The organism is Pararhodobacter sp. (assembly GCF_034676075.1).
Taxonomy (GTDB): Bacteria; Pseudomonadota; Alphaproteobacteria; order Rhodobacterales; family Rhodobacteraceae; genus Pararhodobacter.
Window position 1 is genome coordinate 1 of sequence record NZ_JAUCCQ010000046.1, and the last position, 26,149, is coordinate 26,149.

The 26,149-nt window shown below is 68.6% G+C and carries 24 protein-coding genes; 18 read left to right on the forward strand and 6 right to left on the reverse strand.

Features of this window, described 5'->3' with window-relative positions:
* Positions 1-3: 3 nt before the first annotated feature.
* A complete protein-coding gene (locus VDQ18_RS13225; protein ID WP_416235106.1) occupies positions 4-705 on the forward strand; it encodes an aldolase/citrate lyase family protein in 702 nt (233 codons plus the stop codon).
* On the forward strand, positions 702-1,130 hold the full coding sequence (locus tag VDQ18_RS13230) for a DUF1330 domain-containing protein (RefSeq protein WP_323021406.1): 429 nt from the start codon (positions 702-704) through the stop codon (positions 1,128-1,130). Before VDQ18_RS13225 ends, VDQ18_RS13230 begins: the two co-directional genes overlap by 4 nt.
* A gap of 56 nt (positions 1,131-1,186) precedes the next feature.
* On the opposite strand, the gene phaZ is transcribed toward VDQ18_RS13230, so the two are convergent.
* Entirely contained in the window at positions 1,187-2,473 is a 1,287-nt protein-coding gene (phaZ, locus tag VDQ18_RS13235) for a polyhydroxyalkanoate depolymerase (RefSeq protein WP_107751743.1), read from the reverse strand.
* A gap of 104 nt (positions 2,474-2,577) precedes the next feature.
* Between phaZ and phaC the strand changes: the two genes are divergently transcribed.
* The 4 genes from phaC to VDQ18_RS13255 all read left to right on the forward strand — a co-directional run bounded on the left by phaC (position 2,578) and on the right by VDQ18_RS13255 (position 6,624).
* Complete coding sequence (gene phaC, locus VDQ18_RS13240) at positions 2,578-4,365, forward strand: class I poly(R)-hydroxyalkanoic acid synthase (RefSeq protein WP_323021407.1); 1,788 nt, start codon at positions 2,578-2,580, stop codon at positions 4,363-4,365.
* Between the two features lie 122 nt (positions 4,366-4,487).
* The gene (locus VDQ18_RS13245) at positions 4,488-4,967 is read left to right on the forward strand and encodes a phasin family protein (protein ID WP_107751741.1); all 480 of its coding nucleotides are present in this window, start codon (positions 4,488-4,490) and stop codon (positions 4,965-4,967) included.
* Positions 4,968-5,203: 236 nt separating this feature from the next.
* Entirely contained in the window at positions 5,204-5,776 is a 573-nt protein-coding gene (gene phaR, locus VDQ18_RS13250) for a polyhydroxyalkanoate synthesis repressor PhaR (RefSeq protein WP_323021408.1), read from the forward strand.
* 29 nt (positions 5,777-5,805) lie between these two features.
* Positions 5,806-6,624 (forward strand): hypothetical protein, encoded by an 819-nt coding sequence (locus tag VDQ18_RS13255; RefSeq protein WP_323021409.1) that lies wholly within the window; start codon positions 5,806-5,808, stop codon positions 6,622-6,624.
* Between the two features lie 3 nt (positions 6,625-6,627).
* Here VDQ18_RS13255 and VDQ18_RS13260 read toward each other — a convergent pair whose 3' ends face one another.
* Both VDQ18_RS13260 and VDQ18_RS13265 read right to left on the reverse strand, forming a co-directional pair.
* Entirely contained in the window at positions 6,628-8,661 is a 2,034-nt protein-coding gene (locus VDQ18_RS13260) for an ASKHA domain-containing protein (protein WP_323021410.1), read from the reverse strand.
* Between the two features lie 94 nt (positions 8,662-8,755).
* On the reverse strand, positions 8,756-9,091 hold the full coding sequence (locus VDQ18_RS13265) for a DUF6477 family protein (RefSeq protein ID WP_323021411.1): 336 nt from the start codon (positions 9,089-9,091) through the stop codon (positions 8,756-8,758).
* A gap of 280 nt (positions 9,092-9,371) precedes the next feature.
* Here VDQ18_RS13265 and VDQ18_RS13270 point away from each other — a divergent pair, with 280 nt between their 5' ends.
* Positions 9,372-10,382: a DUF6456 domain-containing protein gene (locus VDQ18_RS13270; protein ID WP_323021412.1), complete on the forward strand. Its 1,011-nt coding sequence runs from the start codon at positions 9,372-9,374 to the stop codon at positions 10,380-10,382.
* Positions 10,383-10,590: 208 nt separating this feature from the next.
* On the opposite strand, the gene trpD is transcribed toward VDQ18_RS13270, so the two are convergent.
* Together trpD and VDQ18_RS13280 are read right to left on the reverse strand one after the other, a co-directional pair.
* Positions 10,591-11,607 carry an anthranilate phosphoribosyltransferase gene (trpD, locus tag VDQ18_RS13275; RefSeq protein ID WP_323021413.1) on the reverse strand — a complete coding sequence of 339 codons (1,017 nt, stop codon included), beginning with the start codon at positions 11,605-11,607 and terminating at the stop codon, positions 10,591-10,593.
* The gene (locus tag VDQ18_RS13280) at positions 11,604-12,185 is read right to left on the reverse strand and encodes an aminodeoxychorismate/anthranilate synthase component II (RefSeq protein ID WP_323021414.1); all 582 of its coding nucleotides are present in this window, start codon (positions 12,183-12,185) and stop codon (positions 11,604-11,606) included. Before VDQ18_RS13280 ends, trpD begins: the two co-directional genes overlap by 4 nt.
* A 158-nt stretch (positions 12,186-12,343) precedes the next feature.
* Between VDQ18_RS13280 and VDQ18_RS13285 the strand changes: the two genes are divergently transcribed.
* Positions 12,344-14,353: a divergent polysaccharide deacetylase family protein gene (locus VDQ18_RS13285; RefSeq protein ID WP_323021415.1), complete on the forward strand. Its 2,010-nt coding sequence runs from the start codon at positions 12,344-12,346 to the stop codon at positions 14,351-14,353.
* A gap of 1 nt (position 14,354) precedes the next feature.
* Positions 14,355-16,031 (forward strand): cation:proton antiporter family protein, encoded by a 1,677-nt coding sequence (locus tag VDQ18_RS13290; protein WP_323021416.1) that lies wholly within the window; start codon positions 14,355-14,357, stop codon positions 16,029-16,031.
* Between the two features lie 100 nt (positions 16,032-16,131).
* Here VDQ18_RS13290 and VDQ18_RS13295 read toward each other — a convergent pair whose 3' ends face one another.
* Positions 16,132-16,458 carry a HesB/IscA family protein gene (locus tag VDQ18_RS13295; protein ID WP_107751731.1) on the reverse strand — a complete coding sequence of 109 codons (327 nt, stop codon included), beginning with the start codon at positions 16,456-16,458 and terminating at the stop codon, positions 16,132-16,134.
* Positions 16,459-16,542: 84 nt separating this feature from the next.
* On the opposite strand from VDQ18_RS13295, the gene VDQ18_RS13300 reads away from it, so the two are divergent.
* The 9 genes from VDQ18_RS13300 to scpB all read left to right on the forward strand — a co-directional run.
* A complete protein-coding gene (locus tag VDQ18_RS13300; protein WP_323021417.1) occupies positions 16,543-17,748 on the forward strand; it encodes a deoxyguanosinetriphosphate triphosphohydrolase in 1,206 nt (401 codons plus the stop codon).
* Positions 17,749-17,831: 83 nt separating this feature from the next.
* Positions 17,832-18,275: a MarR family winged helix-turn-helix transcriptional regulator gene (locus tag VDQ18_RS13305; RefSeq protein ID WP_323021418.1), complete on the forward strand. Its 444-nt coding sequence runs from the start codon at positions 17,832-17,834 to the stop codon at positions 18,273-18,275.
* Between the two features lie 7 nt (positions 18,276-18,282).
* Complete coding sequence (locus VDQ18_RS13310) at positions 18,283-19,398, forward strand: HlyD family secretion protein (RefSeq protein WP_323021419.1); 1,116 nt, start codon at positions 18,283-18,285, stop codon at positions 19,396-19,398.
* Positions 19,395-20,930 (forward strand): DHA2 family efflux MFS transporter permease subunit, encoded by a 1,536-nt coding sequence (locus VDQ18_RS13315; protein ID WP_323021420.1) that lies wholly within the window; start codon positions 19,395-19,397, stop codon positions 20,928-20,930. Before VDQ18_RS13310 ends, VDQ18_RS13315 begins: the two co-directional genes overlap by 4 nt.
* A gap of 64 nt (positions 20,931-20,994) precedes the next feature.
* Positions 20,995-22,734: an arginine--tRNA ligase gene (argS, locus tag VDQ18_RS13320; RefSeq protein WP_323021421.1), complete on the forward strand. Its 1,740-nt coding sequence runs from the start codon at positions 20,995-20,997 to the stop codon at positions 22,732-22,734.
* Positions 22,735-22,829: 95 nt separating this feature from the next.
* Positions 22,830-23,837 (forward strand): SPOR domain-containing protein, encoded by a 1,008-nt coding sequence (locus VDQ18_RS13325; RefSeq protein WP_323021422.1) that lies wholly within the window; start codon positions 22,830-22,832, stop codon positions 23,835-23,837.
* 4 nt (positions 23,838-23,841) lie between these two features.
* Positions 23,842-24,819, forward strand: a complete 978-nt coding sequence (locus VDQ18_RS13330) for a glycoside hydrolase family 3 N-terminal domain-containing protein (RefSeq protein ID WP_323021423.1) — start codon at positions 23,842-23,844, stop codon at positions 24,817-24,819.
* Positions 24,820-25,605: a ScpA family protein gene (locus tag VDQ18_RS13335; RefSeq protein WP_323021424.1), complete on the forward strand. Its 786-nt coding sequence runs from the start codon at positions 24,820-24,822 to the stop codon at positions 25,603-25,605.
* On the forward strand, positions 25,602-26,149 hold a 548-nt coding region (gene scpB, locus VDQ18_RS13340), incomplete at its 3' end, for an SMC-Scp complex subunit ScpB (RefSeq protein ID WP_323021425.1). The genes VDQ18_RS13335 and scpB, both read left to right, overlap by 4 nt.

Sequence of the window (26,149 nt, forward strand, 5' to 3'; positions counted from 1 at the left end):
GCGATGCAGGTGCAGCGCGGCCTGTGGTGCCAGATCACCGACCCGCTGGTGGCCGAGATGGCGGCCGGAGCGGGCTTCGACTGGATGCTCTTCGACACCGAACACGCGCCGCTGGAAGTGCCCTCGGTGCTGCCGCTGCTGCAGGCCGTCGCGCCCTTTCCGGTCTCGGCCATCGTCCGGCCGCGGGTGCTGGACGTGGCGCTGATCAAGAAGATCCTCGACCATGGCGCGCAGACCATCCTCGTGCCGATGATCCAGAACGCGGACGAGGCGGCGCTGGCCGTCGCCGCCACCCGCTACCCGCCGCTCGGTATCCGGGGCGTCGCCGGGGCCACAAGGGCCGCGGGCTTCGGCCGGATCGCCGGCTATCACCAGCGCGCGCATGAGGAAACCTGCCTGCTGGTGCAGGTCGAAACCGCCAGCGCGCTCGCCCAGATCGAGGCCATCGCCGCGGTCGAGGGCGTCGACGGCATCTTCATCGGCCCGGCCGATCTGGCGGCGAGCCTCGGCCATCCCGGCAATCCCGCCCATCCTGAGGTGAAGGAGGCGATCCTTGACGGCATCCGCCGGATCCGCGCCGCGGGCAAGCCGCCGGGGATCCTGACCATGGATTCCGTCCTTTACGATGCCGCGCTCGAAGCCGGGGCTATCTTCGTCTCGAAGGCCATCGACCTGCTGGTCCTGCGCAACGGGTTGAAGCCGTGAGCGGGCCGGGCGAGGGCCATATCAACCCCGACCGCGCGCGCTTTGGCCTCTTCAAGGACCTGCCGCGCGATCAGCCGGTGCATATGCTGAACCTCGTCCGCCTGCGCGATCAGGCCCGATACGAGGACGGCCGCACGGCCACCGGGGCCGAGGCCTATGCCGCCTATGGCCGCGAAAGCGGGCCGATCTTCCGGCGGCTGGGCGGCTCGATCCTGTGGAGCGGGCGGCCGGAACTCATGCTGATCGGCCCCGAGGCCGAGCGCTGGGACATCGCCTTCGTTGCCGCCTATCCCAGCGGGCAGGCCTTCATCGACATGATCCGTGACGCCGAGTATCAGCGCGCTGCGCAGCACCGGACGGCGGCAGTCGCCGATTCCCGGCTGATCCGCATGGCGCCGGGCACGCCCGGGGCCGGTTTCGCCTGAGCAAAAGCCCCGCCTGGCGAGGGGCGGGGCTTTCGTGAAGGGCAGGGCGCGTCGGCTCAGCTGTTCGAGGCCGCCAGCGTCACCGCGGGCTTCTTGGCCTTGCGGTTGCCGCGCTTGCTGTTGTCGTCCATGAAGCTGAAGACCAGCGGGCGGATGTTGTTGCGCCAGCTCGACCCGGCGAAGATGCCGTAATGGCCCGCGCCCGGTTCCAGATGCTGCGCCTTCATCTCATCGGGCAGGCCGGTCAGCAGATCCAGTGCGGCAAGGCATTGGCCGGGCGCGGAAATGTCGTCATTCGCCCCCTCGACGATCATCGTCGCCACATCGGTGACCTTGCTGATATCGACCGGCTTGCCGTTCACCTCGAAGACGTTGCGGGCGATCTCGCGCTCCTTGAAGATGCGCTCGACGGTCGAGAGGTAGAATTCCGCCGTCATGTCCATGACCGCGAGGTATTCGTCGTAGAAACGGTTGTGCTGGTCGCGCTCGCTGTCCTCACCCTGGGCGGCGGCGACGATCTTGTCGCTGAAAGCCTGGGCGTGACGGTCGAGGTTCATCGAGATGAAGCCGGCAAGTTGCAGCAGGCCCGGATAAACCTGACGCCCGACGCCCGCGTATTTGAAGCCGACGCGCTGGATGGCCAGATGTTCAAGCTGCCCCATGGTCACCCGGCGGCCGAAGTCCGTGACCTCGGTCGCGGCGGCGTCGGGGTCGATCGGCCCGCCGATCAGGGTCAGGGTCAGCGGCTGCGCCTCGGGTGCTTCCTCGGCCAGAAGGGCGGTGGCGGCCAGCGCCAGGGGGGCGGGCTGGCAGACGGCCACGACATGGGTGTCGGGGCCGAGGTGCTTCATGAAATCGACGAGGTACTGGGTGTAATCCTCGATATCGAACTTGCCTTCGGAGACCGGAATGTCACGGGCATTGTGCCAGTCGGTGATCCAGACCTCGGCATCGGGCAGGAGCGAGGCCACGGTCGAGCGCAGGAGCGTGGCGTAATGCCCCGACATCGGCGCGCAGAGCAGGATGCGGCGGGCCTTTTCCGGGCGCGAGGCGACGCGGAAGCGCACCAGATCGCCGAAGGGGCGGGCCAGTTCGATCTGCGGGTCGACCAGATGGTCGCGCCCGTCCTCGCCCACCACGGTGCGGATGCCCCAGGCGGGCTTGATCACCATGCGCGCGAAGCTGCGTTCGGTGACCCGGCCCCAGGCCGACATCATCTTGAACATCGGATGCGGGACCATGCCCCAGACCGGGTACGAGGCCATCGCCCGGGCCGACGCGCCCAACCATTCGTTGGTGTTGCGCATCGTTTCCATCAAGTCGTAGGTGGCCATCTGCTTCATGGGGGTCTCCGAGAGGACACGGCTATGGTACAAGGATCCGGCCTTTCCACGTGGGGGGCGCGGGTCTATGCTGCACCGCAGGAGTTTAGGGGGGACATATTTAAATGGCAACTTCCGAGTATGAAGAATCCGCCAATCTCGAGGTCCTTAACGCCAATCTGGCGAGGATCGAGACGCTCACTCAACGTCTGATTGCTGCATTTGCGAAAAAGCAGCCGCAGCGCAGCGAACTGCAGGCCCCCGATCCCTCGCTCTATCTGCGCGCCGCCTCCGCCTATTGGCAGGAGATGGTGCACAACCCCTCGAAGGTGCTGGAACAGCAGGTCGGCTATTGGGGCAAGACGCTGAAGCATTTCGTCGAGGCGCAGGAAGCCCTGCGCGAGCATCCCCTGGTCGCGCCCGAGGACAACACCCCGGACGACAAGCGTTTTTCCAATCCGCTGTGGCGCACGCATCCCTATTTCAACTATATCAAACAGCAATATCTGCTGTCGTCCGAGGCCATCGAGAAGGCGATCGAGAACCTCGATACGCTCGACCCGAGGGAACGCAGCCGCCTCGAATTCTTCGGCCGGCAGATCATCGACATGATGGCGCCGACCAACTTCCTGGGCACCAACCCCGACGCGCTGATGCGCGCGGTCGAGACCGAGGGCGAGAGCCTGGTCAAGGGGCTGGAGAACCTGGTGCGCGACATCGAGGCCAACAACGGCGAGCTGCTGGTCACGCTGTCGGACCGCGAGGCCTTCAAGGTCGGCGGCAATATCGGCACTTCCGAGGGCTCGGTCGTGTTCCGCAACCGCATGTTCGAGTTGATCCAGTACAAGCCCTCGACCGAACAGGTGCACGAGACGCCGCTGCTGATCTTCCCGCCCTGGATCAACAAGTTCTACATCCTTGACCTGAAACCCCAGAACAGCCTGATCAAGTGGATCGTCGATCAGGGCTACACGCTCTATGTCGTCTCCTGGGTGAACCCCGATGCCAGCTACGCCGATGTCGGCATGGATACCTATGTCGAGGAAGGGTATCTGGAGGCCATCGCCAAGGTGAAGGAACTCTGCGCCGTCAAGCAGGTCAATGTCATCGGCTATTGCATCGCCGGGACCACGCTGAGCCTGACGCTGGCGCTGCTGGATAAGCGCAAGGACAAGTCGGTCAAATCGGCGACCTTCTTCACCACGCTGACCGATTTTTCGGATCAGGGCGAGGTGGGCGTGTTCCTGGAGGACGATTTCGTCGACGGGATCGAGGCCGAGGCCGATGCGAAGGGCTATCTGCATTCCTATTACATGACCAAGACCTTCAGCTATCTGCGCTCGAACGACCTGATCTATGGCCCGGCGATCCGCAGCTACATGCTGGGCGAGGCGCCGCCCGCCTTTGACCTGCTGTTCTGGAACGGTGACGGCACCAACCTGCCGGGGCGGATGGTTGTGGAGTACCTCCGCGGGCTCTGCCAGCGGGACGAGCTCTGCTCGACCGGGTTCAAGATGCTGGGCGAGACGCTGCATATCTCGGGCGTGAAGGTGCCGGTCTGCGCCATCGCCTGCGAGACGGACCATATCGCCGCCTGGCGGTCGAGCTTCCGCGGCGTGTCGAAGATGGGGTCCACCAACAAGACCTTCATCCTGTCGGAAAGCGGCCATATCGCCGGGATCGTCAATCCGCCCTCGAAGAAGAAATACGGCCATTACACCTCGGACCATCCGCTCGACGGCGACGCCGAGGGCTGGAAGGCCGAGGCCGAGTACCATCCGGGCTCGTGGTGGCCGCGCTGGGAGGAATGGCTCAGGGCCCGGTCGGGCAAGCTGATTTCCGCTCGCCCTGTGGGTGATTCGGTGCTGGCGCCCGCACCCGGAACCTATGTTCTGGCCAATCCGAGCGGTTGATCAACGGGTTACGGAAAATGCTGCACCGCAGAAAAACTATCTTGATTTTCTGCGGTGCAGCATCCATATTCTCCTCATGACGCAGGGTCCTGGATGGCGGGATCCAAGCAAGGAGAGAGAAAATGGCGAAGAACGATTTCACCAAAGTCATGCAAGACATGATGGGCGCCTTCCCGGTCGACACCAAGGCGATGCAGGACGTGTTCAAGACCCAGGCTGCCCTGGGCGAGAAAATGAGCAAGGTCGTGCTCGAAGCCGCCGAGAAATCGGCCGAGGTTTCGTCGAAATGGACCAAGTCGACCCTGGCCAAGATCGGCGAAGTCTCGACCGTCAAGGAAGAGCCCGCTGAATACGCCAAGGCCTACACCGATTTCGCTTCGGCCTCGGCCGAGATGGCTGCCGAGCACATGGCCGCTTTCGCCGAGATCGCCAAGCGCGTGCAGATGGACACCGTCGAGCTGATGCTCGCCGCTGGCAAGGACATGTCGGCCGAGGCGACCGCTGCGGTGCAGAAGGCGACCGCCGACATGACCGCCGCCGCCAAGAAAGCGACCGACGAAGTGACCTCGGCCGCCAAGAAGGCGAGCGCCGCGGCGAAGTGATCGCGCGGCGGGGCCATCGGGCCCTGCCTCGCTGAAGGCGGACGCCGGGGTTCCTCCCACTCAGGCGTCAGGGGCGGGCGAAAGCCCGCCCCTTTGCCATGTCCGGGCAGGGCAGGGGCCGTCCTTTGCCCGGAAATTGGGCGCTTCGCGAAAGCCCCGCAAAGAATCCTGTTTCCCGCAGCGAAATCGCGGTCTAGTCTCGCTGCAATGCAAAAATGAAACGGGGAGCAACCGACGTGGCCGAGTCCGACAAGCCGCTTTTGATCAAGCGCTACGCCTCTCGACGGCTCTATAATACGGAAAGCAGCGATTACGTGACGCTCGAGGATATCGCCGGATTCATCCGCGCGGGCCGCGAGGTGCAGATCGTTGATCTGAAGACCGGCGACGACCTGACGCGGCAGTACCTGCTGCAGATCGTCGCCGAACACGAAAGCCGGGGCGAGAATGTGCTGCCGCTCGACGTGCTGACCGATCTGGTGCGCAGCTATACCGCCCAGGCGCAGAGCGTGGTGCCGCAATTTCTGGCCATGTCCTTCGAAATGCTGAAGGAAGGGCCGAAGCTGGCCGAACAGATGAGCGCCATGAACCCGATGATGGCGCAGATGGCGAAGATGCCCGGCTTTGCCGAGATGCAGCGCCAGCAGGCGGCCTTCATGGAAAGCATGATGGCGGGCTGGAAGAACATGCCCGGCCTGCAGACCGGCGATGCGGCGGCCGAGGAAAGCGGCGACGAGACCGAGGATCTGACCGCGATCCGCCGTCAGCTGGCCGCGCTCGAGGCCAAGCTCAGCAAGATGGGCCGCTGAGGCACCGGTCCTGTGGGGGGGCGGCCAGGATGACGACACGCATTTCCCTGTCGTCGATCCCGCCCCGTTTCGCCTTTCTCGGGCAGACCCTGCGCTCGCTGGTCCGGCAGGACCTGCGCGCTCCGGTCGAGGTGTGGATCCCCGAAACCTATCGCCGCTTTCCCGATTGGGATGGTGCCCTGCCCGAGGTTCCGCCCGGCGTGACGATCCGGCGTTGCCCGCTGGATTGGGGCCCGGCGACCAAGGTGGTTCCGGCGCTGCTGGAATGCCTCGAGGCCGGGGACCTCGAAACCGACATCCTGTTTTGCGATGACGACAGCCTTTACGCGCCGGATTTCCACCGCCGTTTCAAGGAGCTGCGTGCCGCCCGCCCGACCGAGGCGCTGGCGGCGCTTGGCCGTCACCTGCCTGGCTCCCACCAGACCGCGCGGCGGGCCGAGCGGATGCCGCGCATGCGCCGTCTGCCGCGCAGCGTGACGAGGCCGATTCTGGAAAGCCCGCAGCGCTGGGTCGAACCCGTGCCATTGGTCGAGGAAAGCGGCTATGCCGATCTGCTGGGCGGCTGGTGCGGGGTCATGGTCCGCGCCGGGTTCTTCCCGGCGGAACTGCGCGATGGCCCAGGCGAGTGGTGGCCGGTGGATGACGTCTGGCTCTCGGCCATGCTGGAACTGGCGGGCACGCCGATCTGGGTCGAGGCTTCGATCCTGCCGCCGACCCGCCGCCGCGCCGGGGGCAGCGCCGCGCTGGCGCTGAGCGAATTCGAGGGGCGCGACCGCAAGGCGCTGGATCTGGGTTGCATCGAGGATCACCAGAGGCGTTTCGGCCTCTGGTCACCGGGCAGGATGTGAGCCTCAGCGCCGCCGCCGCCGCCCGCCTTCACCGCCGCCCCCGGTGTTGTGCACGACCTGCGGCAGCGTCACGATCTGCGACAGATGCGGGAAGGTGTCGACCGCATGGGGCAGGGCCGAGGCATTGACGAAATGCTCCTGGAAGCGCGGCTCGATGGCCGTTTCCACCTTGTGAATGCGCTTCACCTGCGCCTCGATCGCCGCCCGGGCAGCGATGTTGCACAGCGCAATCCGCGCCCCGGTCCCGGCCGCATTCCCGGCGCTGGTCACGTTCTCCAGCGGGCAATCGGGGATCATCCCCAGCACCATCGCATGTTTGGCGCTGATATGCGCGCCGAAGGCCCCGGCCAGCGTCACATGGTCCACATGGTCCACGCCCATTTCGTCCATGAGCAACCGCGCGCCCGCATAAAGCGCTGATTTCGCCAGCTGAATCGCCCGGATATCGCCCTGCGTGACGGTGATGCGCGGCCCGTTCTGGGCGCTGCCATCGTGGATCAGATAGGCATGGGTCCGCCCCTCGGCCTCACACCGCTGGGTGCCGGTCTGTTCGGGCGAGCCGATCAGCCCCGCCGCATCGACGATGCCCGCCATCCGCATCTCGGCCACCGCCTCGATGATGCCCGAGCCGCAGATGCCGGTCACGCCGGTCTGCGCCGTCGCCTCGGCAAAGCCCGGCTCGTCCGACCACAGGTCCGAGCCGATCACCCGGAAGCGCGGCTCTTTCGTCACCGGATCGATCTCGATGCGCTCGATGGCCCCGGGCGCCGCCCGCTGGCCGCTGGAAATCTGCGCCCCCTCGAAGGCGGGGCCGGTGGGGGAGGAACAGGCCAGCACCCGCGTCTTGTTGCCCAGCAGGATCTCGGCATTGGTGCCCACGTCGACGATCAGCACCAGATCGTCCTTCTCCTGCGGCGCCTCGGACAGGGCCACGGCGGCCGCATCGGCCCCCACATGCCCGGCGATGCAGGGCAGGGTATAAAGCCGCGCCTCGGCGTTCAGGGCCTTCAGCCCCAGATCGCGGGCGGGAAGCGACAGCGACGAGGAGGTCGCCAGCGCGAAGGGCGCCTGGCCCAGCTCCACCGGGTCGATGCCGAGGAACAGGTGATGCATGACCGGGTTGCAGACGACCACGGTCTCCATGATCGCCGAGGGCTCGATCCCCGCCTCGGCCGCCACCGATTTCGCCAGCGAATCCAGCGCCTCGCGCACGGCGCTGGTCATCTCCACGTCGCCGCCGGGGTTCATCATGGCGTAGGAAACGCGGCTCATCAGATCCTCGCCGAAGCGGATCTGCGGGTTCATGATCCCGCCCGAGGCCAGCACCTCGCCGGTCCTGAGATCGCACAGATGCGCGGCGATGGTGGTGGAGCCGAGGTCGATGGCCAGCCCCGCCAGCGCCCCCTCATAGAGGCCGGGGAACACGTCCAGCAGCCGCGGCGCCCCGCCGTGGTGGTCGCGATAGACCGCCGCCGTCACCCCCCAATTGCCCTTGCGCAGCACGGTTTGCAGCTTGCGCAGCACGGCCGGTCCGGCCTCGATCCCGGCGATCTGCCATTGCTCGGCCAGCGCCTGCGCCAGCCGCTCCAGATCGCCCGAAGGCTCGTGCATGTCGGGCTCGGCCACCTCGACGTAGAAGAGCCGCGTCGCCGGGTCCATGGCGACCGCCCGGGCGCTGGCGGCCTTCCTGACCACCTGCCGGTGCAGCTGGCTTTCCGGCGGCACGTCGATCACCACATCGCCCATGATCTTCGCCTGACAGCCCAGCCGCCGCCCGTCGATCATGCCGCGCTTATCCTTGTAGCGCTGCTCGACCGCGTTCCAGTCGCTGAGCGCGTCGGGGGCCACGGTCACGCCATGCTTGGGGAAGGCGCCCACGCCGGGCGACACCTGACATTTCGAGCAGATGCCCCGCCCACCACAGACGGAATCGAGGTCCACCCCCAATTGCCGCGCCGCCGTCAGCACCGGGGTGCCCGTCACGAACCGCCCCCGCTTGCCCGAGGGGGTAAAGATCACCAGCGCGTCGCCTGCCATGGTAGCCGTCCTGTCTCAAGTTCCCGGCACCATAGCCCCTGGGGCGGCAGGGGGAAGAGGGCAGGGCGACCGACGCCGGACGGAAAGCGACCGCTCAAGGGGCGGGCGTCACCGCCTCGGCCAGCAGCCGCGCCTCGGCGATCAGCGCGATCAGCACCTCGATATGGCGGGTCGCGCGCCAGGGATTGCCGATCTCCTGCGGCGGGCGGGTGCGCATCGCCTCGTGCTGGCATTCCAGCTCCATCAGCAGGCGCAGGCTGGCCACGCCCGGGGCGGGCGTTGCGGGCAGGCGCAGGATGCGCCTGAGGTCGGTCTCGCGCTGGTAATCGAGCGTGCCGTAGCGGGCAGTGCGCAGCATCAGCCGGGGGCGCCGCAGGGTCGTCAGTTCGGCCAGGGCGTTCAACAGCGAATCGGCGTGGGTACTGCTCATCGGGACGGTCCTTTCACGATAACAACACAAGGCTGCCATCATGATGACACAATCTATCCGGGTGTTGCGCGCCGCCCTTTTTCCACCGTTCGCAAGCTTCAAGCGTCCTTACGCTTTGATAACCATTGTGGTCCCGGTGATCCGGTTAAGAATCCGGTAACAGATGCACGCACAGGTTGAGCATATTTACCATTTGGCAACCTATCTATTCTGGGATTTCGGGTCTGCCACACCGGAACCCGGCGCGTGCCGTGGGTGTGGCAAGACCAAAGGGGGTTCGATGACCGCCAATCTCTCGCCGCTCGACCAGCTGCCCGACTGGGTGCCGTCTGCCGTCCGGCTCTATCTGACCCATACCGAAGGCGGCCTCTCGCTGCGCGAGATCGCCCGGGCCGAAGGGGTGCATGCCTCGACCGTGCTGCGGCAGGTCCGGCGGTTCGAGAACCGGCGCGACGACCCGCTGGTCGACGGGGCGCTGGGGCGGCTCAAGGCGGCCGAGGACGGGCCGGGGGCGGGGCCCACGACCGGCGACAGCGCGCTGGATGCCGAGGCCCGGCGCGTGCTGCCCCGGCTGGCCGAGGAGGGGGCGCTGATGGCGGTGGCGCCCGACATGGACCGGGCGGTGATCCTGCGCGAGGGGGCCGGGGGCACGGAGCGGCTGGCGGTGCTGGACCGGCTGGTGGCCGAGGCCTTCGCCCTGCAGGACTGGATCATCTGCGTGCAGTCGGGCCGGGTGCTGCGCTACGAGATCACCCAGGCCGGGCGCCAGGCGCTGAGGCGCCTGACCGGAGAGGAAGGCGCCGCGCCCGCGCCCCGCAGCTTCGACGAGGAGGACACGCGGCGCACCCGGCCGGTGACGGTGGAAAGCCCGATCACCGCCCTGGCCCGGCGCCGCGACCGCCAGGGCAAGCCGTTCCTGACGCCCGATCTGGTGGAAGCGGCCGAGCGGCTGCGCGAGGATTTCGAGGCAGCGCAGACCGGCGCCCCGATGACGCAGGATTGGGACAGGTTTCTGACCGGTCCGATCCGGGGCACGGGGGCGGGAAAGGGGGCGTTACCGGGAAAGGGGGCGCTGGGCGCGCGCGACCGGGTGATCGCCGCGCTCGACGATCTGGGACCCGGGCTGGCGGATATGGCGCTGCGCTGCTGCTGCCACATGGAGGGGCTGGAAACCGCCGAACGGCGTCTGGGCTGGTCGGCGCGCTCGGGCAAGATCGTGTTGCGCATCGCCCTGTTGCGGCTGAGGCGGCATTACGATTCCCAGGGTGAGACCGGAAAGATGATGGGGTGAGCGGCGGCCCCGGCACCTGCGCCGGGGCGGAAACGATCCCGTGGATCGTTTCCAGCCGCGAACGCCCGAGGCGCAAGCCGAGGGCTGGGCTGTGTGAGCGCCTCAAACGCCAGATATTAAGCCAAGACGACCGATTGTTGGTTTTCTGGCATTCTATCCCTGGTCTCGCCGCAAGGCACGGCCGGAAATGTTAGAAAAGTACAACCCGTCAGCCCATCGGCACCAGCTTGGCCAGCGCCGCGACCTTGCCCGCTGCGGCGCCGGATTCAATCGACTCGCGGGCCATGGCGGCGCCGGTCTTCAGGTCCGACACCCGGTCGGCGACCATCAGCGCCGCCGCGGAATTCAGCAGCACCGCGTCGCGATAGGCCGCCCGGCCGCCGCCCGACAGCACCGCTTTCAGCTCTGCCGCATTCTCGGCCGGATCGCCGCCCAGCAGGTCCTCGAAGGGATGGACCGGCAGGCCCGCATCCTCGGGATGCACCGTGAATTCCCGCAGCGCGCCGCCCTCCAGCGCCACGACCAGCGAGGGCGCGGCGATCGACAGCTCGTCGGTCCCGTCGCCGCCATGCACCAGCCAGGCCTTTTCCGCCCCCAGGGTCCGCAGCACCTCGGCCATCGGCCGCACCAGATCGGGCGAGAAAGTGCCGGTCAGCTGCCGCGTCACCCCGGCCGGATTGGTCAAGGGACCGAGGATGTTGAAGATGGTCCGCGTGCCCAGCTCGGCCCGCACCGGGCCGACATGGCGCATCGCCGGATGGTGCATCGGCGCCATCATGAAGCCGAGGCCCACCTCGGCCAGCGCGCGCTCCACCTCGGCCGCGCCGACCATGACATTGATCCCCAGCGCCCCCAGCGCATCCGCCGCGCCCGATTTGGACGACAGATTGCGGTTGCCGTGCTTGGCGACCGGCACGCCCGCGCCCGCCACGACGAAGGCCGTCGCGGTCGAGATGTTCAGCGTGCCCTTGCCGTCGCCGCCGGTGCCGACGATGTCCATCGCCCCCGCCGGGGCCGCCACCTTGACGCAGCGCGCCCGCATCACCGCGGCGGCGGCGGCGTATTCGTCGACCGTCTCGCCGCGCGTCCTGAGCGTCATCAGGAAGCCGCCCATCTGCGCGGGCGTCGCATCGCCGGCGAAGAGGATCGAGAAGGCCTCCTCGGCCTCGGCCCGGGTCAGCGGGCGTTCGACGGCCTGGGCGATCAGGGACTTGAAGCTGCTCATGCCGCCACCTGCGCGCGGTCGAGGAAATTCTTCAGCATGGCGTGGCCGTGTTCCGAGGCGATGCTTTCGGGGTGGAACTGCACGCCCTCGATCGGCAGGTCGCGATGCCTGAGCCCCATGATCATCCCCCCCTCCAGCCAGGCGGTGACCTCCAGGCAATCGGGCAGCGTCTCGCGCTCGACGATCAGCGAGTGATAGCGCGTGGCCTTCAGGGGCGAGGGCAGACCGGCGAAGACCCCGGTGCCCGCATGCTGGATCTCGCCCATCTTGCCGTGCACGATCTCGCCCGCCCGCACCACGCGCCCGCCGAAGGCCTGGCCGATGGTCTGATGGCCCAGACACACGCCCAGCAGCGGCGTCTTCGTCTCGGCCGCGGCGGCGACCAGCGGCAGGCAGATCCCGGCCGCATCCGGGTCGCAGGGCCCCGGGCTGAGCACGATGGCCGAGGGGTTCATCGCCATGGCCTGCTGCACGTCGAGGGCATCGTTGCGCCGGACCACGACCTCGGCGCCGAGCTCGCCGAAATAATGCACGAGGTTGTAGGTGAAGCTGTCGTAATTATCGATCAGGAGCAGCATGGCAGGGCATCCGATTGGGTCGGCCGCGGGGCCGGGGCAGGGGCCCTCTTCATGCACGCGCGTCTCGGCCGGGGTCAAGCCCGGCGGGCCTTGCTCGGGGGTGCAACCGTCTGGCGGACGCGGTATAACCGTAAAAAACGCGCAACGACGAGGGGCAGATGGGCGGGTTCGTCAAGGGGATCGGGGTGGGGCTGGCCAGTTTCGCGCTGGGGTTCGTGGTGCTGTCGGTGGCGGTGCCGGTCGATCCCGGCCCCGCGCCGAGCACCGGGGAGGAGCCGGTCGAACTGATCGGCGCCGCGCCCGAGGCCGCTGACCCCGCGCCCGCGATCCCCCAGGCCGCGCCCCCGCAGGACGAGGCCGTGCCCGCGCCGCCGTCGACCCCGGCGATGCCCGCAGCGACCGGCAGCGAGGCGCCGGAGCGGATGCAGGCCCTGACGGCGATGCCGACCGAGGCCAGCCCGCCCCCCGCGTTGCCCATCGACACGCCGACCGAGGCGCAGGCGACGCTTTCGGCCGTGACTCCGGTCACGACGCCACCCGCGCCGGATGCCCCGGCGATGCCCGGATCGGACGGCGCCCCCACCGCCACACTCGCGGCGCCCACCGGGATGGCGGTCGCCCCCAGCGCCTCGCCCACGCCGCCGGCCGACACGCCGAGCGATCCGAATGCCGCGTTGGCTGCGCTGGCGCCGGTCGCCACGCCGCCCGCGCCCGAGGCCCCGGCGATGCCCGGATCGGACGGCGCCGCCGCCGCCACACTCGCGGCGCCTGCCGGGATGGCGGTCTCCTCCAGCGACTCGCCCACGCCGCCCGCCGATACGCCGAGCGATCCGAATGCCACGCTGGCCGCGCTGGCGCCGGTCGCCATGCCGCCCGCGCCCGAGGCCCCGGTGTTGCCCGGCGCTGATGGCACCGCCGCCCCGGCGATGACCGCGCCGCAATTGCCCGCCGCCGAGGCCGGGCTGCCCGCCGCGCCGCCCGCCGACAGCCCGAGCGACAGCGCCGCGCTGGCCCGGATCGTCCCGGTCGCGCCGGTCACCGCCACCGCCCTGCCCGCGGGCGAGCCGCTTCTGACCGGACCCGACGCCGTTGCAGCGCCCGAGGCCGAGGCCCCCGCCGACGAAACCCCCGCCGCGCCCGAGGCCGAGGCTACGCCCACCCGGCGACTGCCCCCCGTTGCGCAGGACGAAACCCTGGCCCTTGTGCCGCCGGTCCCCGAACCCTCGGCCCCGCAGGAGCCCGCCGCCCCGGGCCTGCCCGCGCCGGTCATCGCCCCTGCTGTGCCACGGGGGGAGCCGCTGCTGCCCGGCGTAGCACCTGAGCGGCCCCAGGTCTCGACCCTGCCCGGACAGGTGGCGGGGGTGATCGTCGGCCGCGGGACGCTGGGCGACGATTCCGCGGTGCGCCGCGGCGGGGTACAGATGGCGGGCCGCCTGCCGACCATCGGCGAGAGCGCTGCCGAGGCTCCGGCCGCTGCCTCACCCGCCGCGCCCGATGCCCGCCCCGCCGTCGAACGTTTCGCCGCCCAGCCCGCGCTCGGTGCCGATCAGGTGCCGCTGGGCGTGGTGCTGATCGACGAACCGGCGGCCGAGACGGCGATCCTGGCCCTGCCGGTGCCGGTCACCGTGGCGCTCGACCCCTACGACCCCGAGGCGCCGCGCCGCGCCGCCGCCTACCGCGCTGTCGGGCATGAGATCGCGCTGCAGGCGATGCGGGTGCCGCAGCTGGCGACGCCCTCGGATCTGGAGACGCTGATCGAAGGCTGGCACCGCGCCTTCCCCGAGGCGATGGCGGTGATCGACGTGCCGGTGAACGGGCTCGGCGCCAATCCGGCGCTGGCCCGCAACGTCGCCGCCATGCTGGCGAGCGAGGGCTATGGCGCGATCGCGCTCCGGGACGGGCTCGATGCCTTCCTGCAGGCCTCGCGCGGGGCGGGGCTGAGGGCGGCGTCGGTCTACCGGGTGATCGAGAGCGACGACCAGAGCGAATTCACCATCCGCCGCCTGATCGACCGCGCCGCTTTCGAGGCCCTGCGCCAGCCCGCGGTGGTGATCGCCGCTGCCGCTTCGGACCGCGACACGATGCGGGAACTGACCGATTTCGCCGAAGGGGCGGGGCGCGCCGGGGTGGGCCTGGCGCCGGTCTCGGCCGTGCTGAACAGGAACTGAGATGCACGACACCGGCCTCTCCTTCATCTTCTTCGAGGTCTCGGCGCTGGTCATGCTGGCCGCGGCGCTGGGCCTTGCCGGGCTGCTGCTGCGCCAGCCGCTGGTCGTCTCGTTCATCGCCGCCGGGATCCTGGCGGGGCCCGGCGCGCTGGGCCTCGTGCAATCGACCGAGATGATCGCCGTGCTGGGCCAGATCGCCGTCGCGGTGCTGCTGTTCCTGGTGGGGCTCAAGCTTGATGTGAAACTGGTCAGGAACCTCGGCGCGGTGGCGGTGGCGACCGGGCTGGGGCAGGTGGGGTTCACCGCCGTCGTCGGCTTCCTTCTGTGCCTGGTGATGGGGATCGACCCGCTGTCCTCGGTCTATATCGCCGTGGCGCTGACCTTTTCCTCGACCATCATCATCGTCAAACTCCTGTCCGACAAACACGAGATCGACTCCCTGCACGGCCAGATCGCGCTGGGCTTCCTGATCGTGCAGGACATTTTCGTGATCCTCGCCATGGTCGTCGTCTCGGCCCTGGGCTTCGGCGGCGGCGAGGGCGAGACGGGCCTGCAGGAGATCCTGCTGCTGGCCGGGGGCGCGCTGGCGCTGATGGCCTTCGTCTGGGTCTTCGTGCGCTGGATCGCCAATCCGCTGATGGGGCTGATCGCCCGCTCGCAGGAGCTGTTGGTGATCTTCGCCGTCGGCTGGGCGGCGGGGCTGGCGGCGCTGGCGGATGTCATCGGGCTGGGGCAGGAGCTGGGCGGGCTGATGGCCGGGGTCTCGCTCGCCTCGACGCCCATACGCGATGCGATCGGCGCGCGGCTGGCACCGCTCAGGGATTTCCTGCTACTCTTCTTCTTCATCGGCCTCGGTGCCGGGCTGGACCTGTCGACGCTGGGCGCGCAGGTGGCGCCTGCCGCCGTGCTCTCGGTCTTCGTGCTGGTCGGCAACCCTCTGATCGTCCTGGCGATCCTGGGCTTCATGGGCTACCGCAAGCGCACCGGCTTCCTGGCCGGGCTGACCGTGGCGCAGATCTCGGAATTCTCGTTGATTTTCATGGCGATGGGCATCGCGCTGGGCCATGTGGACGAGGGCGCCATGGGCCTGGTCACGCTGGTCGGCCTGGTGACCATCGCGCTGTCGGTCTACATGATCACCTGGTCGCACAAGCTCTATGTGCTCTGCGAACCCTTCCTCGGCGTCTTCGAACGCAGCGCCCCCTACCGCGAGAACGGCGACAGCGCTCCGGCCGAGGGTGAGGGGCCGGATGTGGTGATCCTGGGCCTCGGCCGTTTCGGCTGCCGGATCGGGCAGGGGCTGAAGGAGCGCGGGCTCGAGGTGCTGGGCGTCGATTTCGACCCCGAGGCGCTGAAGACCTGGCGCGCGCAGGGCATGACGGCGCAATTCGGCGATGCGACGGACCCGGAATTCGTGGCCCATCTGCCGCTGGCGAGGGTCCGCGCCGTCATCTCAGCCATGCCGCGCGGGCGGGGGAATGTGCTGAGTGAGGCCGACACCCAGCCCGCCCTGCTGCATGCGCTGAAGGCCGCGGGCTACCGGGGCGAGGTCGCGGTCACCGTGACCCGGGGCGCCGAGGCCGATGCCTACCGCGACCTTGGCGCGACGCTGGTGCTGTCGCCCTTCGAGGATGCGGCGGAGCGGGCGGTGGAGAAGATCGCCGAGGCCTGTGCCTAGTGCTGGTGGCAAGACCCGGGGGTTTTCCACCCCCGGCCCCCCGGAGGATATTTTGAGCGCAAAGAAGGCGGCGTTCAGAAAGGGTTAACGCCTGACCTGCTTACATCGAGAAGCTGATGCCGCAGCCGCAGCTGGAGGCGGCGTTGGGATTTTCGATGACGAAGCGGGCGCCGATCAGTTCCTCGGTGAAGTCGATCACCGCATTGGACAGGAAGGGCAGCGACACCGGGTCAATCACCACCTGCTGGCCCTTGCTGGCAAGGACCAGATCCTCGTCCTCGGGCGCATCGAGGGTGATTTCATACTGGAAGCCCGAACAGCCCCCGCCCGAGACGGCGACGCGCAGGACCTGCGGGGTCCCGGCATTCTCGGCGATCTCGGCGAGGCGGTCGAAGGCGCGGTCAGTGACACGGGGCGGCAGATTCATGGCGAAACGGCGTTTTCCTGCAAGGTTATGGCAGATATAAGAAGGCCAAGGGCGCACGACAAGCGCCATGGCAGAACGGACAGCATGACCCAACCGGCCCCCTTCGCCGCCGACCCCCTGCAATCGCGCGGGCGGCTTCATCCTGAGCGCATCTCGACCTTCCGCTCGCCCTTTCAGCGCGACCGGGATCGGATCATCCATTCCTCGGCCTTCCGGCGGCTGAAGCACAAGACCCAGGTCTTCATCGAGCATGAGGGCGATTATTACCGCACCCGGCTCACGCATTCCATTGAAGTGGCGCAGGTGGCGCGCACGCTCTCGGCCGCGCTGGGGCTGAACACCGATCTGGCCGAGGCCATCGCGCTGGCGCATGATCTGGGCCACACCCCCTTCGGCCATACCGGCGAGGATGCGCTGGCCGCGCTGATGGAGCCCTATGGCGGCTTCGATCACAACGCGCAGGCGCTGCGCATCGTCACCATGCTGGAAAAGCACTACGCCGATTTCGACGGGCTCAACCTGACCTGGGAGACGCTGGAAGGCATCGCCAAGCACAACGGCCCGCTGACCCACCCGGACGGCACGCCCCTGAAAGGCTCGCTGCCCGCCGCGCTGGTCGAATACAACGCCCAGCAGGACCTGTGGCTGCACACCTATGCCAGCGCCGAGGCGCAGGTCGCGGCCATCGCCGATGACGTGGCCTATAACCACCATGACCTGCACGACGGGCTGCGCTCGGGCCTCTTCACCGAAGAGGATCTGATGGAGCTGCCGATCACCGGCCCGGCCTTTGCCGAGGTCGACGCGCTCTATCCCGGCCTCGACAAGATGCGGCGGCGGCACGAGGCGCTGCGCCGCGTCTTCGGCGTCATGGTCGAGGATGTGATCGCCGTCGCCCGCACCCGGCTGCAATCGGCCGAGCCCGAGAATGCCGATGCGGTTCGCTTCCTCGGCACGCGGATCATCCGCTTTTCCGACCGGCTGTTCCGCGAGCTGAAGGTGATCCGCCAGTTCCTGTTCACCCGCATGTACCGGGCGGAGCGGGTGGTCGCCATGCGGGCCGAGGTCACGGAAGTGGTGCGCGACCTTTTCGCGCTCTTCATGAATGACCCGTCGCTGCTGCCCGAGGAATGGCGGGGCGACGTGCGCCACACCGGGGACGAGGCGGCGCAGGCCCGCGTGGTCGCCGATTACGTCGCCGGCATGACCGACCGCTTCGCCTTGCAGGAACACGCGCGGCTTCTGGGCACCGATCCCGCGCGCTTCACCCGCTACATCGTCTCGGGCTGAAAAACCGCCGGTTCTGCGGCGCGGCATCGTCCCTTGTCGATACTACGAACCCATATTATATGGGTCCGTAGAAAGGCGGCCCGATGTCCCAAGACGCGAAATCCCTGCTGGTTCTTTTCAACGATGCCGCGCGCATGATGCGGTCGGAATTCGCCCGCGCGGCGCGCGATCACAAGCTGACGCTGCTGCAATGGCGCACGCTGGGCCTGCTGGCGCGGGGCGAGCCGTTGACGCAATCGGCCATCGCCCAGCGGATCGAGGCCAGCCCGATGACCATGTCGGACATCGTCAACCGGCTGGAATCCTTGGGCTATGTCCTCAGGGAGGCCGATCCCGCCGACAGCCGCGCCAAGCTGGTGCGTCTGGCGCCCGGCGCCCATCCCATTGTCGAGGAAATGCGCGCCATCGCCCAGGACCTGTCGGGCCGGATCTTCGCCGGTTTCTCGGACACCGACCGCGCCACGCTGGAGGCCCTGCTGGGCCGCGTGGTCATCAATCTCGAATCGCTCGCCGCCACCCATGACTGAGACCGCCATGAGCCCCAAGGACACCGCCACCGCCTTCGACCCGACGACTGCCCCGGCCGCCGCCGCCAAGCCCAAGCCCAAGCGCAGCCGTCGCCGGGTGTTGATGCTGACCGTGCCGCTGGCGCTGGCCGTGGCGGGCGGCTTCGTCTGGCTGACTGGCGGGCGCTATGAGAGCACCGACAACGCCTATGTCCGGCAGGCGATCCTGCCGGTCAGCGCCGATGTCGCGGGGCGCATCACCGAGGTCGCGGTGCAGGAAAACCAGCATGTCGAGGCGGGCGCGGTCCTGTTCCGGCTGGATGACGAACCCTACCGCATCGCGCTGGATCAGGCCGAGGCCGCGCTGGCCTCGGCGCGGCTCGCGGCGGAACAGCAGCGCTCGGCCTGGGTCACCGCCGACGGACGGCTCGACGCGGCGCGGCAGGTGCTGGACCTGCGCGAGCGGGATTACCAGCGGCAGACGGAATTGTCCGACCGGGGCGTGATCACCCATGCGGCGCTGGACAGTGCCTCGATCACCGTGCAGGCGGCCGAGAACGACGTGCGGCTGGCGGCGCTGGCGGTGACGCAGGCGGCCGCCGCGCTGGGCGGCGATCCCACGCGTGAGACGGATTCGCTGCCCTCGGTCCGCGCCGCGCTCTCGGCGCGCGAGGCGGCGCAGCGGGCGCTCGATCATACCGTGATCACCGCCCCCGCCAGCGGTATCGTCAGCCAGACCGGCAGCCTGAACGTGGGGCAATATGTGGCGACCGGCACGATGGTGGCCAGCCTGGTGGAATCCGATGCCTCGTGGATCGAGGCGAATTTCAAGGAAACCCAGCTCGGCGCGCTGGTCCCGGGCCAGCCCGTCTCGGTGGAGATCGACGCTTATTCCGGCGCAGAGCTGCACGGTGTGGTGGACAGCATCGGCGCCGCCACCGGCTCGCAATTCTCGCTGATCCCGGCGCAGAACGCGACCGGCAACTGGGTGAAGGTGGTCCAGCGCGTCCCGGTCCGGATCCGGCTGGAGGGCGCGCCCGAGCAATCCCTGCGCGGCGGGCTCAGCGCCAGCGTCTCGGTCGATACCGGCACCAGCCGGCTCGACCGGCTTGACCTGAGCCACTGGCGACGCTGGCTGCCATGACCACGCTCTCGCGCCCGACGCTGGAGGTCAGCCATCGCGGCTGGCTGACAGCCTCGATCATGCTGGCGACGATCATGCAGGTGCTGGACACCACCATCGCCAATGTCGCCCTGCCGCATATGACCGCCAGCCTCGGCGCCAGCCAGGAAGAGATCACCTGGGTCCTGACGTCCTATATCGTGGCCTCGGCTATCGCCACGCCGATGACCGGCTGGCTGGTGGACCGGATGGGCGCGCGGATGCTGTTCATCGTCGCGATCGCCGGGTTCACCTTCTTCTCGCTCCTCTGCGGCATCGCCACCGGGCTGGAGGAGATGGTGCTCTTCCGCGTCATGCAGGGCGTCTTCGGCGCCGTGCTGAGCCCCTTGGCGCAATCCACCATCCTCGACATCAACCCGAGGGAGCGGATGGGCCAGGCAATGGCCGTCTATGGCGCAGGGATCATGCTGGGGCCGATCGTCGGCCCGACGCTGGGCGGCTGGCTGACCGAGGATTTCGGCTGGCGGTATGTCTTTCTGGTCAACCTGCCCATCGGCATCCTCGCGCTTTTCGGGGTCGCGGCCTTCATGCCCCGGACGCCGACCAAGACCCGGCGCTTCGACTTCTTCGGCTTCGCCATGCTGGCGCTGGCGGTGGGCGCGCTGCAGCTCATGCTGGACCGGGGGCAGGCCGTCGGCTGGTTTGAATCGGCCGAGATCTGGATCTACACCGGCCTCGCGATCAGCGGGCTCTGGGTCTTCGGCGTGCATTGCCTGACGGCGGAAGACCCGTTCATCGACTTCCGCATGTTCAAGGACCGCAACTTCGCGATGGGGATGCTGTTCATCTTCGTCATCGGCCTGACGCTCTTCTCGGGCCTGGCGCTGCTGCCGCCCTTGCTGCAATCGCTGCTGGGATATCCGGTCATCACCACCGGCATCGTCATGGCGCCGCGGGGCGTGGGCACGATGATCTCGATGATCGTCGTCGGCCGCCTGATGGGCAAGATCGACGCCCGCGCGCTGGTGCTCTTCGGTCTGGCGCTGACCATGATCGCCTTCTGGATGATGACCGGTTTCGACACGCAGATGGACCGCGGGCCGATCATCTGGTCGGGCCTGTTGCAGGGCTTCGGGCTGGGCTTCGTCTTCGTGCCCTTCTCGACCCTGACCTTCGCCACGCTCGCCACCAAATACCGGGGCGACGGCACCTCGATGTTCGCGCTGGTCAGGAACGTGGGCTCGGGCGTCGGCATCTCCATCGTCACCTCGGTCCTGGCCCGCATGGTGGCCACCAACCATGAGGAGATCGCCGGGCGTCTCACCGCCGATGCGCCCGCGGTGCGGGATCTGGCGCCGGGGCTTCTGGCGCATAACCGGACGCTTGCCGCGCAGATCGACGGGCTGGTCACGCAGCAGGCAGCGATGATCGCCTATATCGACAATTTCCACCTGATGCTGATCTTCACCGCCATGGCGCTGCCCATCGTCTTCCTCCTGCGCACCAATACCGGCGCGCCGAAGGGGCCGACGATGCCCGCGGGCGACCATTGAGCCGCGCGCTCGGTTGACGTTTTCGTTTGCCGTGGTAGGGCAGGGGCCAGCAAAGGACGACGCGATGAACCTGTTCAACGACATTCGGGCGCTGGTGATTGATTGCCTGGGCGCCATGGCCGCCGAGGGCGCGCTGCCCCAGGGCCTGGAAACCGCCGCCGTGACCGTGGAGCCGCCCCGCGATGCGGCGCATGGCGACATGGCGACCAATGCGGCGATGGTGCTGGCCAAGCCCGCGGGCCAGCAACCCCGCGCGATTGCTGAGGCGCTGGCCGCCCGCCTCGCCGCCGATCCGCGCGTGGCTTCGGCCGAGGTGGCGGGACCGGGCTTCCTGAACCTGCGCCTGCAGCCGCAAGCCTGGCAGGGCGTCGTCGCTGCCGCGCTGACTGCGGGCAAGGATTTCGGCCGCACGACCATCGGCGGGGCCGAGAAGATCAACGTCGAGTTCGTCAGCGCCAACCCGACCGGCCCGATGCATGTCGGCCACACCCGGGGCGCGGTGGTGGGCGACGCCTTGTCGAACCTCCTGGCCTTCGCCGGCTGGGACGTGACGCGCGAATATTACATCAACGACGGCGGCGCGCAGGTCGATGTTCTGGCCCGCTCGGCCTTTGAACGCTACCGCGAGGCGCATGGCCTCTCGCCCGAGATCGCCGAGGGCCTCTATCCCGGCGATTACCTGATCCCGGTGGGCGAGGCGCTGAAAGAGAAATTCGGCGACCGTTTCCTCAACGCGCCGGAATCCGACTGGCTGCCGGTGATCCGCGATTTCTCGACCGAGGCGATGATGGCCATGATCCGCGAGGATCTGGCTGCGCTGGGCGTCCGCATGGATGTCTATTCCAGCGAAAAGGCGCTCTATGGCACGGGCAAGATCGAATCCGCCATCGACACGCTGCGCGGCATGGGCCTGATCTATGAGGGCGTGCTGGAACCGCCGAAGGGCAAAACGCCTGAGGATTGGGAGCCGCGCGAACAGACGCTGTTCAAGTCGACCGCCCATGGCGATGACGTCGACCGGCCGGTCAAGAAATCGGACGGCTCCTGGACCTATTTCGCCCCCGATATCGCCTATCATTTCGACAAGGTGCAGCGCGGTTTCGATCAGCTGATCGACATTCTGGGCGCCGACCATGGCGGCTATGTGAAGCGGATGAAGGCGGCGGTGGCGGCGCTCTCGGGCGGGCGCGTGCCCTTGGACATCAAGCTCATCCAGCTGGTCAAGCTCTACAAGAACGGCGAGCCCTTCAAGATGTCGAAGCGGGCGGGGACCTTCGTCACCCTGCGCGACGTGGTCGAGGAAGTGGGCGCCGACGTGACCCGCTTCGTCATGCTGACCCGCAAGAACGACGCGGCGCTCGATTTCGACTTCGACAAGGTGCAGGAGCAATCGCGCGACAACCCCGTGTGGTACGTGCAATACGCCCATGCCCGGATCGCCTCGGTCCTGCGCAAGGCGGGTGCCACGCTCGATGTGTCGGACGCCGCGCTGGCCACGGCCGACCTGAGCAGGCTGGACCACCCGGCGGAACTGGCGCTGATCCGCAAGCTGGCCGATTGGCCGCGTCAGGTGGAAATCGCCGCCCGCGCGCACGAGCCGCACCGGGTCGCCGGGTTCCTCACCGAACTCGCCGCCGACCTGCATGGCCATTGGAACAAGGGCAATGACGAGGGCTCGCTGCGCTTCGTGCAGGACGATCCGGCCACAATGGCGGCCAAAATCGCCCTTGCCCGTTCCGTGGGCGTTGTTATTTCCGCGGGTCTTGCTATCCTTGGCGTCACTCCTGTCGAGGAAATGCGCTGAATACAGGCTGGCGCACGGCGGGCTGCCCGTGAAAACGGGCTGGTGAAGGACGTGGGCCAAGACCGGGAATAACCCGGCGGGTTTGTGAGGCGAGCATGGCACAAGGCTATTACGAGGGGTATCAACCCCCGCATTCCGGGCGGATTCCGTCCCCGACCTCCAATGCCGGCGCGATGCCGGGGGCGGTGCGCGTCGGGCGGCTGGTCAATTTCGCCGGGGCCGTGTTGTCGGTCGCGCTGGTCGCGGGCGTCGGCATCTGGTCCTATCGCCTGATGGTGCGCGACGTGACCGGCGTGCCGGTGATCCGCGCGCTGGCAGGTCCGATCCGCGTCTCGCCCGAGGATCCGGGCGGTCGTCAGGCGGCCTATCAGGGCCTCGCCGTCAACACCGTCGCCGCCCAGGGCGGGGCGGCCGGGACCGCGCAGACCATCGCGCTGGCACCGGGCGCACAGCCCCTGACCGATGAGGACCGCGCCACCGCCGCGCTGGCCGCGCGCAGCCAGCAGGCCCCGATCGCCACCCCCGCCGCCATCGGCGCCGCGGTCGAGACCGCCTTTGCCTCGGGCGATGTGCTGCCCGAAGGGCTGTCGCTGGACGAGGACGCGCCCGCCCTGCAGATCCTGCCCTCCAGCACGCCCGGCATCGCCCGCTCGCCGATCCCGCGGCGGCGCGACGGCACCCGCATCGCCGTGGCGCCCACGCCCGTCGCCCCCGCACCGACCCAGGTGGCGGCGCAGGTCGGCGCGCAGATCCCGGGCGGCGCCGATCCGCAGGCCGAGCAATTGCTGGCCGAACTGGTCACCCGCCTCGGCGCCCCGCGTGTCACCGACATCGACCCCGCGTCGCTGACCCCCGGCACGCGGCTGGTGCAGCTCGGCGTCTATGACGACGAGGCTGCGGCCCGCAACGCCTGGGAGACCATCACCGCCCGCTTCCCCTCGTTCCTGGAGAGCCGCGGCCGCATCGTCGAACCGGCGACCTCGGGCGGGCGCGTCTTCTACCGGCTGCGCGCGGCAGGCTTCGCCGACGAACCCGAGGCACGGCGCTTCTGCACCATGCTCCTGGCCGAGAATGTCGACTGCATCCCCACGCTGATCCGCTGAGCCGATGACCGGTGCGACCATCCTGGGATGCTCCGGGCCGGTGCTGACCGAGGGCGAACGCGCTTTTTTCCGCGACGCCGATCCCTGGGGATTCATCCTCTTCCGCCGCAATGTCGAGGATGCCGCGCAACTGCGCGCCCTGACGGGCAGCCTGCGCGAGGCGGTGGGCTGGCACGCCCCGGTCTTCGTCGATCAGGAGGGCGGCACCGTGCAGCGCCTGCGCCCGCCGCTGGCCCGCGACTGGCCCGACGCCAGCCAGCCCCATGGCGGGCCGACCGGGGTCTATCTGCGCCACCGGGTGATGGCCGCAGAACTGATGTCCTGCGGCATCGACGGCAATTGTGCCCCGGTGATCGACGTGGCGGGGCCGGACACGCATCCTTTCCTGCAACGCCGCATCTGGTCGCCCGATCCGCTGGACGTGGCGACGCTGGCCATGGCGGCGGCCGAGGGGCTGCTGAAAGGCGGCGTCCTGCCGGTGATCAAGCACCTGCCCGGGCATGGCTCGGCCAATGCCGACACCCACCACAGCCTTGCCCGCTGCCGCCTGAGCCTGCCGCAGTTGAAGGCCGCCGATTTCCTGCCGGTCCGGGCGCTGGCGCATCTGCCGCTGGGCATGACCTCGCATGTGGTCTACGAGGCGCTCGATCCCGACACCCCCGCCACGCTGTCGCCCACGGTCCTTAGCTATCTGCGGGCGGAACTGGGTTTCGACGGGCTCCTGATGACCGACGACCTGAACATGAACGCGCTGCCCGGCACGCTGGGCAACCGGGCCGAGCGGGCGATCAGGGCGGGCTGCGATCTGGTGCTGCATTGCTCGGGCGAGATGGCCGAGATGGTCGAGGTGGTCGCTGCCTCCGGCCCCCTGACCGCGACCGCACGGGCCGAGGCGGCGCTGGCCTGCCGCCGCCCGCCCGCGCCGATTGACATTGAGGCCGCCACCGCCGAATTTGAACGCCTCAGTCAAGAAGGGGCGTGAATGGAAGCCGGGGCAGAGCAGGGCGACATCGCCGCCCGGCTCGAGGATGAGGCGCTGATTGTCGATGTCGACGGCTATGAAGGGCCGCTCGACCTGTTGCTCACACTCTCACGCCGCCAGAAGGTCGACCTGCGCCGGATCTCGGTCCTGCAACTGGCCGAGCAATACCTGACCTTTGTCGAGGCCGCGCGGGCGCTGCGCATCGAACTGGCGGCGGATTATCTGGTGATGGCGGCCTGGCTCGCCTTCCTGAAATCGCGCCTGCTGCTGCCTCCCGATCCGACAGAGGAGGGGCCCTCGGCCGAAGACCTCGCCGCGCATCTCGCCTTCCAGCTGGAACGGCTGGAAGCGATGCGCGAGGCGGCCGGGCGTCTCATGGGCCGCGACCGGCTGGGGCGTGAATTCTTCGCCCGCGGCGCGCCCGAGACGCAGGCGATCGAGAAACGCACCCAGCATACGGCGACGCTGCTGGAACTGATCCAGGCCTATGCCAGGCTGCGCACCAAGGACGAATTCCGCCCCTATGCCTTTGACCGCACGGATATCTACCCGCTGGAGACGGCGCTGGAGCGGCTGCGCGGCATGATCGGTGAGGCGGTGCAATGGTCGGATCTGGCGGGCTTCCTGCCGCCGGGCTGGCGCGCGGCCGGGACCCGGCGGCGCTCGGCCCTGGCCTCGACCTTTGCCGCCTCGCTGGAGCTTGCCAAACAGGGGCGGCTCGACATCCAGCAGACGGAAACCTTCGCGCCGATCCGCGTGCGCCACCGGCAGGGCGAGGCCCGATGAGCGACGAGACCAAACCCGGCCCGGGCCTTTTCCCAGTGCCGCCGATGGGCGAACAGGAACGGATGATTGAGGCGGTGCTCTTCGCCTCGGCCGAGCCGGTGACCAGCGCCGAACTGGCCAAGCGCCTGCCCGAAGGCTGCGACGTGGCCGAGGCGCTGGTGCATCTGCGCAGCCGCTACGCCGGGCGCGGCGTGCATCTGGTGCGGGTGGGCGACGGCTGGGCGATGCGGACAGCCGCGGATCTCGGCTGGTTGATGCGCACCGAACAGGTGGAAACCCGGAGGCTCAGCCGCGCCGCCATCGAGACGTTGGCGATCATCGCCTATCACCAGCCGGTAACCCGGGCCGAGATCGAGGAAATCCGCGGCGTAACCCTGTCGCGCGGCACCATCGACCAGCTGATGGAGCTGGAATGGATCCGCTTCGGCCGCCGCCGGATGACCCCGGGCCGGCCGCTGACCTTCGTGGTGACGGACGGGTTCCTCGACCATTTCGGCCTGGAAACCCCGCGCGACCTGCCGGGGCTGAAGGAGCTGCGCGAAGC

Coding starts and splice junctions, on each gene's coding strand:
- VDQ18_RS13280 (WP_323021414.1), bottom strand. CDS start 12,185: ATGCTGCTCCTGATCGATAATTACGACAGCTTCACCTACAACCTCGTG.
- VDQ18_RS13255 (WP_323021409.1), top strand. CDS start 5,806: ATGACGACACGCATTTCCCTGTCGTCGATCCCGCCCCGTTTCGCCTTT.
- VDQ18_RS13225 (WP_416235106.1), top strand. CDS start 4: ATGCAGGTGCAGCGCGGCCTGTGGTGCCAGATCACCGACCCGCTGGTG.
- argS (WP_323021421.1), top strand. CDS start 20,995: ATGAACCTGTTCAACGACATTCGGGCGCTGGTGATTGATTGCCTGGGC.
- phaC (WP_323021407.1), top strand. CDS start 2,578: ATGGCAACTTCCGAGTATGAAGAATCCGCCAATCTCGAGGTCCTTAAC.
- VDQ18_RS13310 (WP_323021419.1), top strand. CDS start 18,283: ATGAGCCCCAAGGACACCGCCACCGCCTTCGACCCGACGACTGCCCCG.
- VDQ18_RS13265 (WP_323021411.1), bottom strand. CDS start 9,091: ATGAGCAGTACCCACGCCGATTCGCTGTTGAACGCCCTGGCCGAACTG.
- VDQ18_RS13260 (WP_323021410.1), bottom strand. CDS start 8,661: ATGGCAGGCGACGCGCTGGTGATCTTTACCCCCTCGGGCAAGCGGGGG.
- VDQ18_RS13305 (WP_323021418.1), top strand. CDS start 17,832: ATGTCCCAAGACGCGAAATCCCTGCTGGTTCTTTTCAACGATGCCGCG.
- phaZ (WP_107751743.1), bottom strand. CDS start 2,473: ATGAAGCAGATGGCCACCTACGACTTGATGGAAACGATGCGCAACACC.
- VDQ18_RS13325 (WP_323021422.1), top strand. CDS start 22,830: ATGGCACAAGGCTATTACGAGGGGTATCAACCCCCGCATTCCGGGCGG.
- VDQ18_RS13245 (WP_107751741.1), top strand. CDS start 4,488: ATGGCGAAGAACGATTTCACCAAAGTCATGCAAGACATGATGGGCGCC.
- VDQ18_RS13330 (WP_323021423.1), top strand. CDS start 23,842: ATGACCGGTGCGACCATCCTGGGATGCTCCGGGCCGGTGCTGACCGAG.
- VDQ18_RS13300 (WP_323021417.1), top strand. CDS start 16,543: ATGACCCAACCGGCCCCCTTCGCCGCCGACCCCCTGCAATCGCGCGGG.
- VDQ18_RS13290 (WP_323021416.1), top strand. CDS start 14,355: ATGCACGACACCGGCCTCTCCTTCATCTTCTTCGAGGTCTCGGCGCTG.
- VDQ18_RS13285 (WP_323021415.1), top strand. CDS start 12,344: ATGGGCGGGTTCGTCAAGGGGATCGGGGTGGGGCTGGCCAGTTTCGCG.
- trpD (WP_323021413.1), bottom strand. CDS start 11,607: ATGAGCAGCTTCAAGTCCCTGATCGCCCAGGCCGTCGAACGCCCGCTG.
- VDQ18_RS13295 (WP_107751731.1), bottom strand. CDS start 16,458: ATGAATCTGCCGCCCCGTGTCACTGACCGCGCCTTCGACCGCCTCGCC.
- VDQ18_RS13270 (WP_323021412.1), top strand. CDS start 9,372: ATGACCGCCAATCTCTCGCCGCTCGACCAGCTGCCCGACTGGGTGCCG.
- VDQ18_RS13335 (WP_323021424.1), top strand. CDS start 24,820: ATGGAAGCCGGGGCAGAGCAGGGCGACATCGCCGCCCGGCTCGAGGAT.
- VDQ18_RS13315 (WP_323021420.1), top strand. CDS start 19,395: ATGACCACGCTCTCGCGCCCGACGCTGGAGGTCAGCCATCGCGGCTGG.